The organism is uncultured Arcticibacterium sp., from assembly GCF_964021845.1.
Taxonomy (GTDB): domain Bacteria; phylum Bacteroidota; class Bacteroidia; order Cytophagales; family Spirosomataceae; genus Arcticibacterium.
In genome coordinates this window covers 180,524-199,515 of sequence record NZ_CAXHZC010000005.1, presented here as the reverse complement: position 1 = coordinate 199,515, position 18,992 = coordinate 180,524, and the positions used below count along the sequence as shown (strand labels likewise).

Below are 18,992 nucleotides of genomic sequence, written 5' to 3'. Positions count from 1 at the left end.
TTTTATACATGGGGGTTGCAAAACCTTTTAGGTGTGTGTGTCTTATGAAAATCTATATTGTAAGTCTCTCGACATCAATTTTTACTTTACTTTATTTATACTAGCTGGTTCACAAAACGGCAAACAATCGTCACATTGTCTCTCGAACTCAACCGTATGGTCAACAGGGCAACCATCTCTACTTAGAATCCTTACGGTATAATAAGTGGTAACTCCTGATGGGTTATCTATTGTTTCGTACATTCTACCATTTGATGGTATTACTGCTGGTGTGGCTGGAATTGCGGTGGAAGCATCAAATGTGCTGCCTTCGCTAAAAGAGTAGGTTTCTCCTTCTCTAAATCCTGTTGCTATCAAAATTCCATTATCTAAAGGAACCTCACCAACACATGTACTATTTACAGTTATCACCTCCGCATTAGAAGTTTCCCTGATTTCAGCAACCGCTAATGCTCTATTAAAGCTTTCACAATTACTTGTTGATGTACAGCTAGCAAAATAATTCGCAGTGGCCACCAATGATTTAGTCTCAAATGTTGTGCCAAATCCTACGATTGAATTAGAAAATTGATTATCAAACCAAGTGATAGTTCCTGAACATCCTGAGGCCGTGAGCGTTAACACCCCAGGACCACATCTATTAGCATTTGTAACAATTGGTGCCTCGGGAGCAGGGTTCACTATTACATTAACAGAATCAATAGTTTGGCACGAATTTAAATCTGTGACTTGCACTATATAAAAACCACTATTCGTGGTATCAACATTGCCAATGCTAGGATTTTGGATGGTAGAAGTAAATCCTTTTGGTCCAGTCCATGCATAAGTATCACCACCTGTAACTGTTAAAAAGACGGAATCTCCTTCACAATACTCGCCTCCAGTCATTGAAATCACCGGCAAAGGATTAACCCTTATTAGAATAGTGTCTTCTGAAGTACAACCATTAGAATCTGTAGCCACCACGATAAAACTAGCGTCGGCTGCAGGAGATACTGTATGAGAATTTCCGTTAGGTAAACCATTATTCCAAGAATATACTATTGGAGCATCTCCACCTGTTGAACTCGCAGTTAATAAAGCTGTAGAGCCGAAGCAAATAGTGGTATCAGCTGAAACTGTCAATACTGGACCGGGATGGTCTGTTAAAGTTACATCGGCTAAATCTACTGGACATTCATCATTGGCCCATCTTACCCACAGGTCATAAGTAGCTGGAGCTAAACTAGCATAAGTAACACTGCCACTATTATCATTTACTGGGGTTTCATAAGTGACTCCACCGTCTAAACTAAATTCTATTTGAGTTCTAGTAGCTTCATCAGCAAAAGTGAAAGTTATCTGGCCATTATCCGTAGTACATGTAGGGTCTAAATAAGTTACACTAGCGGCTGGAGCTGGACGCTCTTCTAAATCTACATTTCCTAAATCAATAGGGCAGCTGCTATCACCCCATCTAGCAAAAACTTGATAAGTGCCTGCACTAAGCGTATCTATACTATAAGTACTTAATGAATCATAAGTAAAGTAAGGGTATGTTAGACCACCATCAATGCTAAACTGAATAGTATCTTGATAGGTCTCATTTGAGAAACTGAAAGCTATTTGACCATTATTTGGTATACATAATGGGTCAGTATTGCTAACTGCTACATCAGGATAATCATTAACGATTAAAATAGCTGGTGCCGAAGATGCGTCTGTACAACCTACCCCATCGGCAAAACTGTTAATTCTATATTGGTATTGACCAGCTATAGCTGTAGATGGACTGTAAACAGAATCCGTTTCGCTGCCAATGTTTTGCCAAGTAACGCCATTAAATGCTTGCCATTGATAAGTAATATTTCCAACGCCATTCTGAGGATTCCCTTCAAAAGTTACTGGGCTTCCTAGACAAACTTCAGAACTTCCAGGAACAACGTCAATTGACAATTGTGGCTGCACAGCCACTGAGGCTATATCAGAAACGGCAGTTCCGCAACCAACTCCTGAGGCAGTTGCTTCTAATCTATAATATAAAGTATCAACTGAAGCTGTACTTGGAATAAGCGTAGCTTCGGTAGAGTCTGTTATTGGATTAAATGAACTTCCATCTGAAGAACTAAACCATTGATAAGTCACTGTCCCGGTGCCTGATGTAGTACCAGAGGTCAACTGTACCAAACCGTTTTGGCAAACTATATTATCATCCAAAGAAACGTCTACTTCAAATACCGGAAGTACTTCCACACTAGCTGTTGCCGACCTTACAGTACCGCAACCCGAACCGCTTGCTGTAGCCTCTATATAATAATATGTAATTCCTTCTGAGGATGTATTAGCTGTCAATGCAGAATCCGTCTCTCCTGGCATTAATGTGAATGTACTATTATCAGAAGAACTAAACCATTGATAAGTCACTGTGCCGGTTCCATTTGTAGTATCGGCAACTAATCTAACTGCTCCGCCTAAACACACCGTGTTATTTAATAAAGCTACCTCAACAGAAAATACAGGCAATACCTCCACACTTGCTGAAGCTGAAGTAACCGTACCACAACCCGAGCCACTTGCTGTAGCTTGTACTTGATAATAGATGATTCCCTCTGATGAAGTATTAGGTAAGTAAACTGAATCTGTAGCTCCACTTATTGGAGTGAAAGTACTGTTATCCGATGATTCAAACCATTGATAAGTTACTGTTCCCGTTCCATTAATAGTATCTGCTTCTAATTGCACCGCTCCTCCAATACATACTACCGCGTTATTGACATTTACTTCAACATCGAAAATTGGTAAAACTGTAACCGTGGCATTGTCTGAATCAACTGTTCCACAACCTGAACCACCAGCTGTAGCTTGAACTCTATAATATAATGAGCCTACTGCACTAGTATTAGGATAATATATAGAATCTGTTTCTCCACTAATTGGTGTAAACGTGCTATTATTTGAAGACTCATACCATTGGTAGGTCACGTTTCCACTTCCTGAAGTGGTATCTGCGGATAACTTAACTGCTCCGCCAATACAAACTGTATTTGACAATAATGTAACATCTACATCAAAAACAGGTAATACCTCTACAAAGGCCGAATTTGAACTTACTGTACCACAACCTGAACCACTTGCAGTAGCTTCAATTCTATAATAGGTAATTCCTACAGATGCTGTATTTGCTATCAAATTAGAATCTGTTTCTCCGCTAATTGGTGTGAAAGTGCTATTATCTGAAGATTCAAACCATTGGTATGTTACCACGCCTGTTCCATTAACGGTGTCGGCTACTAACTCTACAGTTCCTCCTACACAGACCGTATTACTTGCTAAAGTAACATCAACAGAAAAGACTGGTAAAACTTCTACTGAAGCAGAAGCCGATGTTACAGTTCCACAACCCGAACCACTTGCTGTAGCCTGAACTTGATAATATAATATACCTTCTGAACTTGTATTTGGTACATAAACTGAATCAGTAGCACCACTTATTACATTGAAAGAGCTGTTGTCTGTTGATGAAAGCCATTGATAAGTAATATTTCCTGTTCCGTTTACTGTATCTGCTTCTAATTGCACCGCTCCTCCAATACATACTACAGCATTATTTACAGAAACCTCAACATCGAAAATTGGTAATACGGTAACAGTGACGTCGTCAGAAGTAGCGGTTCCACAACCTTCTCCACTTGACGTGGCCTGAACTTGATAATACATCATGCCTTCTGCAGAAGTAACTGGTACAAATGCGTTTCTGGTAGAATCTGTTACAGGATTAAAGCTTGAACCATCTGTGCTACTAAACCATTGATAAGTTACTGTTCCTGTACCAGAAGTTGTGTCTGTGTTTAATAAAACAGCTCCACCAATACAAACTGTATTTGACAACAAACTCGCCTCTACTTCAAAAACAGGAAGAACCTCCACTGTTGCTGTGGCTGACCTTACTGTTCCGCAGCCAGACCCAGAAGCAGTAGCTTCTACATAATAATAGCGGGTTCCTTCTACAGAAGTATTAACACTTAACAAAGAATCTGTTTCTCCAGGTACTAAAGTGAATACACTATTGTCGTCAGACTCGAACCATTGATAAGTTACTGTTCCTGTTCCGTTTGTAGTATCTGCCAATATTTCCACCATTCCGCCAACGCAAACTATACTATTATTAACAGCAATTTCAACAGAGAATACCGGTAAAACTTCAACAGGTACGGACGGAGAAACTACCGTTCCACAACCAGACCCGTCTGCTGTTGCCTCTACTCTATAATACGTAATGCCTTCTGTGGCTGTAGGAGCTACATAATTGGAATCTGTAGCACCAGCTATTGGGCTAAAGCTTACATCATCCGTTGAATCGAACCATTGATATGTTACTGTACCAGTTCCGTTTGTAGTATCTGCCACTAATTCTACTGCTCCACCAATACAAACTAGTGGGTTATTTACCGTAACATCCACTGAGAATTCTGGTAAAACAGTAACAGTTGCAATATCTGAAGTGGCGTTACCACAGCCTATACCACTAGCAGTAGCTTCTACCTGATAATACATCAAACCTTCTGCAGATGTAACTGGTGAATATGTGGAGTCGGTAGCCCCACTAATGGTGCTAAAGTTAGATCCATCCGAACTACTAGACCACTGATATGTAATGGTTCCTGAGCCAGATGAGGTATCCGCATGTAAAACAACTAAACCATCAATACAAACAACATTATCAATTAAAGAAACGTCAACATCAAATATTGGTAATACTTCAATTCTCGCTACATCTGATGGAGGGGAATCACATCCATTTCCATCAGAAGTGGTAGTAAGCCTATAATACTCCACTTTAACAGCATCAGAAGGTACAGTCAAGTTAGCGAGCGTATCTTCCGGCATGGCAGTCCAAGAGGTACTTCCATCGAGGGAGTATTCCCATTGATACTCAAACTGACCTGTTCCTCCAGTAATAGTAGGAATAAGTTCAACATTACCATTAAGGCACAAACTAACATCTGTAAGATTTAGGTTTGTAATAGGATCGTCTACAACATTAAATAATACCGCATTAGAAAGAGCATCATTACAATCAAACGTGAGGTCTTCTACAAAAACTCTATAATATATTTGATGAGCCACTGACGTTTCTGGGTGATAGACAGAATCTTTTTCACCTACTATCTCTGTCCAAGTTCCTGTGGTATCATAGGTAGAGAACCATGTAAAATCAAAATCGCCAGAACCACCTACTACATGAGCTGTTATTCCTGCAAGCCCATCTACACACACTGAATCTGGACCAATGGATACTGTAAGTGTAGGTTGATCTTCAATTGTCACATTGATGGTATCTGTAACTGGGCACCCAGAAGAATCTCTTACCGTAACTATATAGTCCGTAGATATACTTGGATTAACATTTACCGTGGCTGTAGTAGGTAAACCATTATCCCATTCAAAAGTATAAGGAGCATTTCCTCCAGAAGGAATGGCTTCTAATGTTACTTCTCCACTTCCAATACATTTAACTTGGTCTTCAGTTACTACAACTTCAATAGGTGGAACAATAATTTGAGTCAAAGCACTATAAACAGAACACTGCGGGTCGTCAATTGTACTTTCAGTAGTAGCAAGTCTAATTCTATAAATTCTTCCACTTAAGGCAGAAACTATTGGAGTTGGTAAAGTTAAACTCACGTCCATAACACCAGAAACGTAAGTTCCTTCGGCTACAGCCGTAACTTCATCCCAAGTAGCTCCGTTATCATCACTTTTCTGCCATTTGAAGAATGTGTGCTCCGAATATGGGTCACCGATACTGGCATTAATTTCTTCACTGTCTCCGCCAAGGCAGGCTACCGTGGTACCACTAAGTTCAATTTCTAGTGGACACTTACTCACTTTAATGTCATCCAAAATCCAGTTGTTTCCAAAACCTCCAGGAGCAATGTTTCTAAGAGCAAAAAGGGCTGAGGTTGTATTATCTCCAGTCTTAAAGGAGAAACCTACTTTTTGCCAACTGGTACCTCTTACTTCACCAGACCTCGCCATGATGACACCATCAATAATAAATGCAGCATCAGGCTGAATTGGCGAATCTGGGGAGATATTTCGCATCCAAGCTGTAAAGTTATACTGCGTATTTGGACACAAATCACCAATTTCCTTTTCAATTACGATATTAGGTGTATAACCAGCATTAATTACCATCATATACCCCTGAGTATCTCCTGGAGTATGATCTTCCTCCAAAATATCCCACCAACCTGTGGCTTGAGAAAACTGAAAAGCTTGATGATTATTATTATCACAATCGGTCTCGTATACTATGGAGTAAAAACTATCCCAAGGAGAATAACATGTGTAGTTTGAATAACCATACTGCGTCTCTGTCAAAACGGGTCCATTTTCATCCGTCCCAGAACCAAAGTCTCCATTTGGAAATAAGTTTGGAACCGAATCGTCATCACAGAAGACATCACTTGTACAGTCTGTACCATTATTTGGTACTTCAATATATCTTTCTGCGTAACAGAATTCGTTAGCCCTGGCTACCTTAACATAATATAAACCAGGGGTTAAGTTTTCTATCGTACTATTATCTAATGTTGATATTGGTACAGAGGCTCCTTTTAACGTGGCAAGCCAAGTAACATCATCAGATTGACGAACCCCTTCAAGCTGTATAGAACCATTAGCAGCATAACAATCTGATGCCGCATCTACATCTGCTCCTGTAAAATAGGAAGATGTGGTTGACACTAAGGTGTTATTAACATTCTTACAGATGTTTTGTGTAGCATAGTCTCTTACATAAAAGAAATAATTACCAACTCCTAAACCACCAAATGTATGAGAGCCTCTATACCAGTTTACTCCGTCTAAGCTTGTTTGATACTCATTGGTCGCAGAAATGGTTACCTGACCAGTATTTGAAGTACAAAAAGCTGGATTTGATGGAATTATAACATACTGCTGGTCACAGATATTATTACAATTATTAACTACTGTTAAATTTGTAGTAGCGGTAGCGGTACAACCATTAGAACGGGTAGTAGTAATAGTATAAGTACCCGCATCCGAATTCTCTGTAATCAAAAAAGTAGGCGACTGTGCAGGACTCGACCAACCAGTAGGACCTGACCAACTATAAGAACTTACGTTATTACCTCCACCAGTAAACTTAGCGGTAGAACCTTTACAGTGTCGTTGAGTCACTGAAGCTGTAGCGGTTGGCACGGGTAAAATATCTACAAAAACTTCAGCTCTGGTAGAACTTGGACAAGTAAACTCTGTACAATCAACATAATAATTTCTATCACTGCTTAATGATGGACTTGTAAATGATGCACCTGTCCCTAAAACTGTAGAACTACTATTGGTGCTATACCAACTATAAATTCCAGAACAGCCAGAAGCCGTTATGGTCACTGTTCCAGGCCCGCACCTTTCTACATCACTTACAATTGGAGGGTCTGGAATAGTATTAACTGAAACAGCTACAGTGGCACTAGCTGTACAGCCCTGAGGTACTGTAGTTACTACCAAAGTATAAATACCAGTCATATCCGTAGTACCATTGCTACGGTTTGGGTCTTCCTGAGAAGAAGAAAAAGAGTTTGGACCGGTCCAAGCGTAAGTACCTCCGCCACTACCTAATAATTCTAATGTTTGCCCTACACATATATCTGCAATAGTTGCCGAAGCCACTGGTGTAGGTGCTGGATTTACCGTAACATCCATGGTGGAAATGGATGAACAATTATTAATATCAGTAACCTGAACGGTGTAAATACCATTGGCTCCAGCAGGAACACTGGCTATTGTTGGGTTTTGACTTGAAGATAAGAATCCATTAGGTCCTGCCCAGCTGTAAGAATTACCTCCACTGGCAGTCAAGTTAAGTGTTTGACCTTGACAAGTAGGGCCATTATTTGAGGTTGAAACCGTAGGTAATGGATTTATAACTACAATAACAGAAGCTGTGGCTGTACACGAAACTGAATCTGTTACTGTAAAAGTATAAACACCATCAGCTGTTAATGTTACATTGTTTATTTGTGGAATTCTAAGACTTGAAGTGAATGAGTTTGGCCCAGACCAATCATATAAATCAGCATTAGAACCACTTAATATCAGCGTAGAGCCTTCACAAACTGGCCCATTGGTAGTAGCACTTGCTGTTGGTATTGAAACTACTATCTCTGTTGTTGCAGTGCCTGTACAGCCATTTGCATCCGTAACTGTTACCGAATAAATTCCAGCATCAGAAGCGGTAATACTGCTCAAAACTGGGTTTTGAGAATTTGAAGAATAACTATTTGGACCTGTCCAAGAATAAGTAGAACCGCCAGTTGCATTCAAAGTTACATTATCTCCTAAGCACGATATTCCACTATTATTTGCCGTAGGATAAACCACGGAAACATCTACATCATGAGTGGTAGAGTCTATACAGCCATAAGTATCTACTACAGATAATGTGTAAATCCCTTGCACCAAACTATCAGAAACCGAGATTACTGGATTCTGAGCAGAGCTAGTAAAACTATCTGGACCTTTCCATGTATATGAAGATTGAGAACCCGTACTAAGGTTTAAACTAGTGCCTAAACAAATGGGCTCATTACTTGAAATTACGGGGGCTGGTAATGCCCTAACCGTAACAGATGTTGTAGCCGTAGTGGTACAGCCTGCTACATTCACGGTAACACTATATACACCAGAATTGGAGGTATTAGAATTTACTATAAACGCATCTACATCAGATGAACTAAAGCTAGATGGGCCTGTCCATGAATAATTTGTCCATCCTGGCATTTCTAACTTCAATGAATCTCCAGTACAAATAGATGGTAAAGTTAGTATTGGGTCAGAAGTACTAAGGATGGTTACATTTATGCCCGTAGTGGCGGTACACCCTAGTGAATTATTTACTGTTACTGTATAAACACCAGATTCGGATGAACTAGCACTGGCAATACTTATACTAGACGAGCTACTGCTAAATGAATTTGGTCCTACCCAACTATATCCAATTCCACCAGAAGCGTTAAGGTTTATAGTGCCACCAGCACATAATGCAGTATCACTAGAAACCACAAGGCTTGGGAACGACAGTGACAATTCTGTAGTGGCCGATGCTGAACAACTGGAAGCATTAGTGACAGTTACTGTATAGATACCTGTTTTGGCATTCGTAATATTACTGACCGTTGGGTTTTGCTGATTTGAACTAAAACTATTTGGACCTACCCACGCGTAAGAAACTCCGCCAGAAGCTTGAAGTTGTGCATCGTCATATTGACAAATGGTGCCTGGGTCCGTTACGGAAACGTTTGGTAAACTATAAAGGGTAAGCTCCGTAGTGGCAGTTTCAGAACAGGCATCATTAATAGATACCGTGACAGTATAAATACCTTCATTACTTAATGTAGCATTTGCTATGCTTGGATTTGATGAAGAAGAACTAAAACCATTTGGTCCAGCCCAACTGTAAGTATCCCCTCCTGAAGCTGTTAAATTTATAGTACTGCCCACGCATTTTGGACCGTCGTTATTTGCTGTTCTATTATTGGCAACTACCGTTACGGAAGTAGTAGCGGTAGCTGTACAAGAGTTAGTATTAGTTCCAGTAACTGTATATACTCCTGAGCTTGTAACTGTAGAGCTATTTATAGTGGGGTTTTGGCTGTTAGAAGAAAAACCATTTGGCCCAGTCCAAGTATATGTATTCGCACCGCTTGCATTAAGGTTTAAAGCATAGCCAGAGCATATTTTTGAATCTGCAACACCAGCCGTCACTGTTAAACCTGAATTAATTACAACATTTACTGCGGCGTTATTTGAACAACTATTGGCATCTGTAACTGTCAAATTATAAACCCCAGAATTTGAAGGAGACACCGAAGCTATGCTTGGATTTTGATTATTAGAGCTAAAAGAATTTGGGCCCGTCCATGCATAATTATTCCCTCCAGCTGATGTTAGATTAATAGTTCCACCTGCACATACTGGTGAATTTGACCCTATACTAACTGTTGGTAAATTATTCACCACAATCGCAATAGTGTTAGTGGCAGTACAGCCCTCACTGTCTGTAGCAGTAATACTGTAAGTGATGTTACTATTAGGAGTTACATTTTTGTTACTTCCAGTTCCTAGACCGTTACTCCAAGAATAACTAACGCTTCCTACTCCATTCAAAAGAGAAACTCCTAAAGTAGAACTTTCACCAAGACAGATAGTAGGGTCACTGTTTGACGTATTTAACGTTCCAGAAACTCTAGCGACACTGACAGAGCCTAAATCTACAGGACATTCATTATTGCCCCATCTTGTCCAAACCTCGTAAGTACCTGGTCCAAAACCGCCAATGGTGGTACTTCCAATATTATCATTTACATTATTTCCGTATGAACTTCCATTATTAGTGCTAAACTCTATGCCAGTTCTACCACTTTGGTCTGGAAAAGAAAAAGTAATTTCACCATTATTTAATCCGCAATTGGCGTTTTGGCTAGTTACAGTAACATTAGGAGCAATATTTACAGAAACATTAGTAGAAGCCGTAGCTGAACAACCTGAATTAGTTGCGGTGACCACATAATTTCCAGAGACAGCAGCCCCAATATTAGCAATAGAAGGGTTTTGACTGGAAGAACTAAAACTATTGGGGCCTGTCCAAGAATATACTGCACCGCTCCCACCCCCTGAAACACTTAAATTTAAAGTTTCTCCTGTACAAACCTCCGAATTTGAGGATGCTGTAAGATTACTTATTGCACAGTCGTCTATAATAAGGTCAAAATCTTCAACGGCACAAACATTTCCATTTCCACCAGACTCACTATACTGCGTAACTTTAATACTATAAGTACCTACTCCCCAATTTAGAGATACTGCATCAGTTGGCATTCTATAAGGAGCTGCACTTTCTATATTGCTTTGATTAGCATCGCCAGTTACTTGAAACTCCATACTCCCTACCGAACCAGTACCTGTAGCTTCAATATTCCAGTTGATAGGTAATTGACCTGTGTAAAGAGTTGCTCCACCAGTAATGTCTATATCCGAACTTCCGCCTAAATCATTAATTAAAACCTGATCAATGTCAGAGCAAGAAGGGTCTGGCACACAGCTAATATTTGCTATCCAGCCAGATTCATTCACGGAATAATCAGAAGTAAATCTTATAGTCAAACATCCTTCTGTAGAAGTAATTGTACCTGGGCTTGAATTACCTGTGTAGTCATCAAATAATTCATCAGAAACTGATGTACCATCATAAATTCTTAAATAATCATATCTATTCTCAAGACTAAAGCTGGTAAAAGTAAAACGAATGTTATTTCCAGGACTTGCACAGTAGGTGGTGGTATAGTCCTCATAGTTTGAGTAATTACCTCCACTTCCACCAGTATCCGAAAAAGTTCCTGAACATGTAGCCGGTAAATCGGTCAGGATAGATACATCATCAATCGCAAAAATATTCCCTGAAGACTCTTGAGTAAATTCTTTAATGGCAAAAGTAACAGTACCTGTAGAAGTAGCCGTGTAAACCACAGTAATCTTTTGCCAACTATTGTTTGTTACCACAGTGCTTCCTATTTGGGAACCATTGGCAGTCCAACCTAATGTAGACAGATTTCCATTGTAAGCATTTCTATACCAAAAAGATAAGGTATATGTTTGACCACTGGTTACAGAAAAATTGTTTTGCCAAACATCATCGTTGCTATTTGTACTTCCGTTTGCTATTAGCATTTCACCAGCACTAGTACCTACCGTATGGTCGTAAAAATCGTAGAAAGCATTATTGACATCACCAGGTTCGTCGTCAATGTCATAGTCGCCGTTATTAAATCCGTTCCAGTCGTAGTCTGACGAGAAACCATTCCGTCCATCTGAGAAATCTCCGTTGGTAACTAAATCAATGGGAAAAGCAAAGCTTTTAAAACATAAGAACATAAGAAAGGCCAAAACGCTAAAAGCCCTGCAGCATTTAGCGTTAAGAGCTAAACCTTTGCAAGGTAATTTTATCAGTTTTTGTATTTCTCCTTTAGGATTACTCACTTATCGGTTTTGGTATTCAGCAAGATATGCTTTTGAAGACCTCAAGTCTTGCCGCACAATTTTGCACCTTCTTGTGCAGAATCTCCTATTTAATACCAATCACCATGCCAAAAGAAAGCTGACTAAAAACTATTACTGAAAAAATACACTCAAAAACCTTACTACCAATAAATTAACTTGCTTTATGATTTTCAAAAAAACACCTAACCTGGCTTTTTCCTGAAAAAAAGAAATCTTAGTATACTTTAAAAATAATTTGACACCAGTCGCTTAAATAAGTATTTTTTTTGCCTAGAAAAAGTAGCAAAGAATACCCTTGAGGAAAAGAAAGTGGCCTTTTTGGTACCGAAAAAGCCTTATTTCATACTTTTAAAAACGCCATTCTCTGAAATTATAAAATCTAAATCATCAGAAAAACCATCAGTTTCTCCGAAAGCACTTTATTAGAAAAGAATGAGACCGAAATATTTTTCCCGACATTTGAGAAAAATAAAGTTTGATGAATTTCTATCCAGGACCCTCCAAAATTTATCCTTCTGTAAAAGCTTTCATGAATGAAGCTTTTGACTGTGGCATTTTAGAGAAAAACCACAGAAGCGATTCCTTTATGGAGCTGCTAAGGGAAACCATTGATTTGTTTAAACAAAAAATGGCTGTTCCAAAAGATTACGAAATCTACTTTACCTCATCTGCCACCGAATGTTGGGAAATAGTAGCACAGTCAGTACTCTCTGGAAATGTTCAGTTTGCTTATAATGGAGCCTTTGGTAAAAAATGGTTTAAATACACCGTTACCAATCCTAGTCCAAATATTGATAGAAGCATTGAAACCATTAAAGGGATTAGGGGTTCTCGTTTTTTCTTAGACCAAGAGCTTTCAGAAATTCAGATTGCCCAAAATTATGATTGCTTTTGTGCCGTGCAAAGTGAAACGTCAAACGGTAGTTATATAAATAATGACAATTTAAGAAGCCTGCCATCACATTTTCTTAAATGCTTTGATGTAACCTCTTCTCTAGGAGGTTATGCCATAGACTTTTCTGCAGGTGATGTTTTCTTGGCCTCCGTACAGAAATGTCTTGGGCTTCCTTCTGGAATGGGCGTCATGATAGTTTCGCCAAAGGCAATAGAAGCAGCCATTAAGCTAAATGAAAGAAATCATTATAATAGCTTCCTTTTCATTAGAGAAAATTTTCAAAAATTTCAGACCCATTATACTCCAAATATTTTAAACATTTTCTTGCTAAACAGAATCCTTAGAGAAGCTGAAAATATAGAGGTAGTTTCTTCAAAGCTAAAAGCCCGTGCAAACGACTTCATTGAACATATTGCGTCTTTTGAAAGAATTAACCCATTGATTAAAAACAAACTAACCCAGTCTCCAAATGTCATTACTCTAGAAGCTGAAGAAAAAATAATCACCATGATTAAATCTAAAGCCAAGCAAAATGAAATACTTTTGGGGAATGGTTACGGAGAATGGAAAAATAACACCTTTAGAGTGGCCAATTTTCCCGCTATTCCAAATCAAGATTATCATCAACTAAAAGCTTTTTTAAGCGACACTTTAAGTAATGCCATTTGATTTTAAAGAAATTTTATCTGTAACGTTAATTCTTTTTTCCATCATTGATATTTTGGGTTCTATACCTATCATTTTGAATATCAGAAAAAAGTCTGGCGGCATTGAAGCGGAAAGGGCCACTATTATCTCTGGGGTTTTGATGTTTGGTTATTTATATCTTGGAACAAAAATCTTAGCTTTATTTGGTGTTGATGTTAGTTCCTTTGCGGTAGCCGGTGCTATAATCCTCCTTTTAATGGGTTTTGAGATGATTTTAGGAAGAGAAATCTTCAAACATAACCCTACCACTGGTGCTCGCTCTAGCTCTGTGGTGCCTTTGGCTTTCCCAATGATTGCTGGAGCAGGAACTATGACCTCATTATTATCTTTAAAAGCCGCCTATCATGTAGAAAACATTATAGTAGGCATTCTAATTAACCTTATTTTGGTATATATCGTACTGAAATCTTCCTCATGGCTGGAAAGAAAAATAAGTCCAGCAAGTATTGAAGTGTTACAAAAAGTATTTGGCCTTATACTATTAGCTATTGCTATTAAACTTATCAAAGCCAATCTCCTTTTATGATTTCATAGATTTTCATGAATACTTTCCAGCTTAAAATGCGTTAATTAGATGAATTCCTTATTTTAGAACTATTAATTTCAAATCATCTCAAAGCTCGATTACATGGAAAAACTTGTATCAACACCTAAGAAAAAGAACACTTTGGAGCGTAAAGAATTCATGAAACAGGTAGGAATCGGCTTCGGCGGAATCCTATTGATGAACTGCCTTCAAGCTTGTTCTGACTCAGAAATACCTGACCCTATGCCAGGTGGAGGTGGAGATAAAGTAGACTTTACGCTTGACCTTAATTTAACAGCGAATAACAAGTTGAATACGCTGGGAGGATACGTAGTCAGTAATGAAGTAATAGTGGCCAGAACTTTGGAAGATAAATTTATAGCAGTTTCTGCTAAGTGTACCCATCAAGGAACCATTATTGATTACAGACCTGCAGAAAAAGACTTCCTTTGCCCACTACATTTGTCTGAATTTTCTGAATCTGGAGCTGTAGAAAAAGGACCTGCCACCGGAGATCTAACCCGATATAAGGTTACTACTGACGAAACATCCAATACAGTCCGCGTTTTTGAATAAATGATTATTAGAGCACAAGACGGAGATTTATTAAACACAAAATCGGACCAAGAATACTTTAAAAAAGTTAAAGCTTTTATAGTGGCCTGGGAAAATGGGCAAGAGTATTTGGCAGTGAAAACCTCTGGCTCTACAGGTACTCCAAAAACCATTTTAATCTCAAAAGATCAAATAAAAGCCTCTGTAAGGCAAACTGCCAAAGCTTTTCATTTAGACCAAGACAGCATTTTCTTATGCAATCTTTCCGTAGATTTCATTGCTGGCAAGTTAATGATAATTAGGGCTATTGAGCTAGGTGCCGAACTGATAGTTATACCACCAGAAGGTGACCTAATAGACAGCATTGGAAGGCATAAATACCTTTTGACCAGAAACATGGGCAAAAACTTCTTCGCTTTTGTACCTATGCAGTTAGAGAAATTGCTAAATAACCCTCAAGCCATTGAGGTACTTAATTCGGCAAGAGCCATTATTCTAGGTGGTGCGGCAGTTGGTGAAAATCTATTAGAAAAAACTCAAGAAATAAAATCGCCTGTATATGCCACCTACGGCATGACAGAAACCGTGACACATTTAGCCACTAAAAGGTTAAATGGTGATAGCCCTGATAAATATTTCAAAGCTTTTGCTAACACCAAAATCAAACTTGACGAGCGAGGCTGCCTGTGTACTAAAAATAAAGCTACAGCAAATAAATGGATTGTCACTAATGACCTTGCAACACTCAAAAAAAACAATCAATTTCAATTAAATGGACGTATTGACGGTATTATAAACAGTGGTGGTGTCAAACTTAATTTAAACGAAATTGAATCAAAAATTGACAAATTAGGTTTAATCACAAAGCCATTTTTCTGTTTTGGTATAGCTGATGAAAAGCTTGGTCAAAAATTACATCTCTTTATAGAAGATTCTTTAAAAGATGAAGCTCTTGTAAACCATCTCAAAACGGAATTGCCTAAATTTGAAGCTCCAAAACAAATTGTTTTTGTCAATTCATTCTTAAAAACTGGCTCTGGAAAAATAGATAAAATAAAAACTGTAAATGCATATTCAATTTCAAACAAGTGACCTAGTTCCTCCTCCTTACGCCTATGCTGTAGAAATACACCTAGAGAAAAAAGAAAATGGAGAACAACACCTAGATTTTGAACTAAGCTATTTAGACCGTGATGGTTTATCTAAAGAAGAAATATACGATGAAGGTTTCTCAGAAGACGACGATTTGAAATGGTCTGGTGATTTAAACGAGGATTGGTCTGAATACATTGAGAGCATAAAAAGCGATTTGCATCTTATTAAGAAATCGGAACTACGCTCTGGAGACAATTTCTGGCAAATAACGCATAATAAAAGAACAGGATACCCGGACGAAACCGAACATCTTTCTATTTTTATTCAAGAACTACAGCAAGCAGCTTTTGAGGCAGCAGAAAGAGAAGCACCTTTACTAATCAGGGTTTTACGAATTTCTAATGAAGAAAGAAAAGACTATTCTTTTGAAGCTTCGTTCAAAGAAAGAACATATTCTGAAACGCTTAATGGTCAAAAGAAAAGTCACCCATGGGATGAACTAAACATTTTCTTAAAAGATGTATTTTCCGGAGATTTCAGACCTGAGCAAGCAAGCAAAAAAGCACCTAGAAAGTCTGGCTTATTTCTTAGCATTGGAGACGAACTTTGGTATGAATTAGGAAAAAGCTATTTAATTCAACCTTCTAAAATACAGCAATACTTATCCTAATCGCTTTAACTCCGCTTGTAGCTTTTCTACTAAATCACTTAGTGCACTTAGGTCTTTAGTGGGCTTTGGTAATGTTTTTGAAAAGAAAGCTTTAACTTCCCACAGTTCCTTAATTTCAGAAACTGGAATTTCTATGGTGTCTATATCTCCTACCTCGGCACTTAAAATTATGGTTCCTTTTCTCTCTATTTGGCTAAAAACTGTGCGATATAATATTCCATGTGTTTTTGACACTACTAAATACCTATCACCATCCTCTAAATCACTAAAATTTTCTATAGGTGATACGAATAGCACACTCTTAGAAAAAGGAAAATCTTGCCCAGATTCAAAAGCCCTATAATTCTTACCTTTCGGTAGGTCAAAAGATACTTTTTTAAGCTGGGGTTCTAAAGACGCCCAAGAGCTATTTAGATATTTGGCGAAATACTTTAATTCTACCAATGGAATAAGTGGCAAACCATGTTTGCTCTCTCCACTATCAGTCAAACTAATATTAAGCGAGTGTAATTGCTCTTCCAAGGTAGCATCGCTCCCCTCTTCTCTTAGAATTATATCTTTTTCGTCCTCCTCTTCTATTTGCTTTAAACGCTCTATCTCCTTTTCTAAAGGGCTACCCCAAAGTTCTTCTTCGGTCATAGCTTCCACAGAGAGATTAAAATGGTCGGCTATTCTTTTAAGCTTTGGGTATGGCGGCATGGCTCTCCCGTCTTCATAAGCATCTACAGAGGCTCTGGTAAGGCCTAATCGCTCTCCCATATCTGTTTGGGAAATATCTATTTCCTCCCTTAGAAACCTTAAATTTTTAGCAAAAACCGACGCCATAATTCACCTAATAATTAATATGCTTGAAGTTAATAAATTAAGCAGTAATTAGTCTAGCGTTTCTATTACTAAATTATGATTTGTGTAAATACAGATATCAGCCGCAATGTGTAAACCCTCTTCCACCATCTCTTTTGCAGTAAGCTGCGAAGCGTGTTTTTTAATAGCAATAGCCGCGGACTGAGCATACATACTCCCCGACCCTATTGAGGCTATCTGATTATCAGGTTCTAGCACATCACCAGTTCCAGATATTATCAGCATTTCATCTTTATTTGCCACTATCATCATGGCCTCCAGTTTTCTTAAATATCTATCTGTACGCCAGTCTTTAGCCAACTCTATAGCCGCTCTCTTCATATTTCCACCATAGGCACCTAACTTCTCTTCAAACTTTTCTATCAGCGTAAAGGCATCAGCCGTACTCCCTGCAAAACCTGCCAATATTTTACCATCAGCTAGTTTCCTAACCTTTTTCACATTTGATTTAGCTACTGTATTTCCCATGGTAGCTTGGCCATCTGCTCCTAATGCTACTTTACCATTATGAATTATTCCAAGTACAGTTGTCGATTTTATCTTTGTCATCTCTCTTTATCTCTATTTTAAGCTTCGCAAAAGTAAAAATTTATGCACTAAGTTCTCTTTGAATTCACGCATAGCTCTAAAAGCTTTCTTTATAAAAAAACTATCCAAACTTATTTTCTTAATTAAAACAATCTTGATATGCTCTAGTAAGTTCAAAAGCACTAATATTAAATTTCAATTAAAGGAATTTATACCTTTGAAATAGATTAATCAGTCAACCTCATGTCCTTCAAAAACAAAACATTGATAATAACCGGTGCTGCTCAGGGCATTGGATTTGAAATTGCAAAGCAATTAGCCTCAAAAGAAGTAAACATTGTTTTCAATGATATGGATAATGATTTGGGCTTAGCCGCTCAAAAAGTTTTACAAAATTTAGGAAATTGTCGTTTTATTCAAGGCGATGCCGGAGACTTAAGCATTATCAAAAAGCTTATTGACACGGCTATAAATGAATTTGGTTCTTTAGACTTTGTTATTGCGAATGCTGGCATAACTACCTCTTGTCCGTTTTTAGATTATACCAAAGAAAAATTAGACCAGCTCCTCCATATAAACATTCAAGGTACCTTTTTTATAGCTCAACAAGCTGCCAAGCAAATAATTAAGCAAAACACTGGTGGAAGAATTATCATGCTTTCTAGCACCACGGGTATTCAGCCGCATGATGAGTTAGAAGCTTACGGCATGACCAAAGCCGCTATTGCATTCTTAGCCAAATCTTTAGGCACTAAACTGGCACCACATGGCATTACAGTAAACGCCATTAGCCCTGGAGCCACTGTAACAGAAAGAACCGTCTCTGTAAAGGGTTATGAAGAAGGCTGGGCAAAGCTCATCCCTACCCGAAAGGTTTCTAAAACTGCCGATATTGCAGCCACAGCACTCTTTCTTTTATCTGATGGAGCAGGACAATTAACCGGTCAAAACATAGCGATAGATGGAGGATGGTTAAATGTTAGTCCTATGCCAGAAGCCATATAATTAAAGGGTGTACTTTAGTAAATCATGGCTAACATCAAACTTGATATACGCCTATTATCCTGTTTTATCTCACATAATCACTT

Annotated in this window: 9 protein-coding genes; 6 read left to right on the top strand and 3 right to left on the bottom strand. The window is 38.3% G+C overall.

The window, feature by feature from the left end; translation table 11 throughout:
• Positions 1-81: 81 nt before the first annotated feature.
• Positions 82-12,042: a CUB domain-containing protein gene (locus AADJ06_RS15355; RefSeq protein WP_341227362.1), complete on the bottom strand. Its 11,961-nt coding sequence runs from the start codon at positions 12,040-12,042 to the stop codon at positions 82-84.
• Positions 12,043-12,541: 499 nt separating this feature from the next.
• Here AADJ06_RS15355 and AADJ06_RS15350 point away from each other — a divergent pair, with 499 nt between their 5' ends.
• From AADJ06_RS15350 to AADJ06_RS15330, 5 genes are all read left to right on the top strand, one after another.
• On the top strand, positions 12,542-13,627 hold the full coding sequence (locus AADJ06_RS15350) for an aminotransferase class V-fold PLP-dependent enzyme (protein ID WP_341227361.1): 1,086 nt from the start codon (positions 12,542-12,544) through the stop codon (positions 13,625-13,627).
• Complete coding sequence (locus tag AADJ06_RS15345) at positions 13,617-14,192, top strand: MarC family protein (protein WP_341227360.1); 576 nt, start codon at positions 13,617-13,619, stop codon at positions 14,190-14,192. The genes AADJ06_RS15350 and AADJ06_RS15345 overlap by 11 nt, the downstream gene beginning before the upstream one ends.
• Before the next feature lie 102 nt (positions 14,193-14,294).
• The gene (locus AADJ06_RS15340; protein WP_341227359.1) at positions 14,295-14,768 is read left to right on the top strand and encodes a Rieske (2Fe-2S) protein; all 474 of its coding nucleotides are present in this window, start codon (positions 14,295-14,297) and stop codon (positions 14,766-14,768) included.
• Complete coding sequence (locus tag AADJ06_RS15335) at positions 14,769-15,839, top strand: AMP-binding protein (RefSeq protein ID WP_341227358.1); 1,071 nt, start codon at positions 14,769-14,771, stop codon at positions 15,837-15,839.
• A complete protein-coding gene (locus AADJ06_RS15330; protein WP_341227357.1) occupies positions 15,814-16,512 on the top strand; it encodes a hypothetical protein in 699 nt (232 codons plus the stop codon). The genes AADJ06_RS15335 and AADJ06_RS15330 overlap by 26 nt, the downstream gene beginning before the upstream one ends.
• On the opposite strand, the gene AADJ06_RS15325 is transcribed toward AADJ06_RS15330, so the two are convergent.
• The gene (locus AADJ06_RS15325; RefSeq protein ID WP_341227356.1) at positions 16,504-17,337 is read right to left on the bottom strand and encodes a helix-turn-helix transcriptional regulator; all 834 of its coding nucleotides are present in this window, start codon (positions 17,335-17,337) and stop codon (positions 16,504-16,506) included. The two genes, AADJ06_RS15330 and AADJ06_RS15325, sit on opposite strands and share 9 nt — an antisense overlap.
• A 48-nt stretch (positions 17,338-17,385) precedes the next feature.
• On the bottom strand, positions 17,386-17,925 hold the full coding sequence (hslV, locus tag AADJ06_RS15320; protein WP_341227355.1) for an ATP-dependent protease subunit HslV: 540 nt from the start codon (positions 17,923-17,925) through the stop codon (positions 17,386-17,388).
• 222 nt (positions 17,926-18,147) lie between these two features.
• Between hslV and AADJ06_RS15315 the strand changes: the two genes are divergently transcribed.
• Complete coding sequence (locus AADJ06_RS15315; RefSeq protein ID WP_341227354.1) at positions 18,148-18,909, top strand: SDR family oxidoreductase; 762 nt, start codon at positions 18,148-18,150, stop codon at positions 18,907-18,909.
• Positions 18,910-18,992 lie beyond the last annotated feature (83 nt).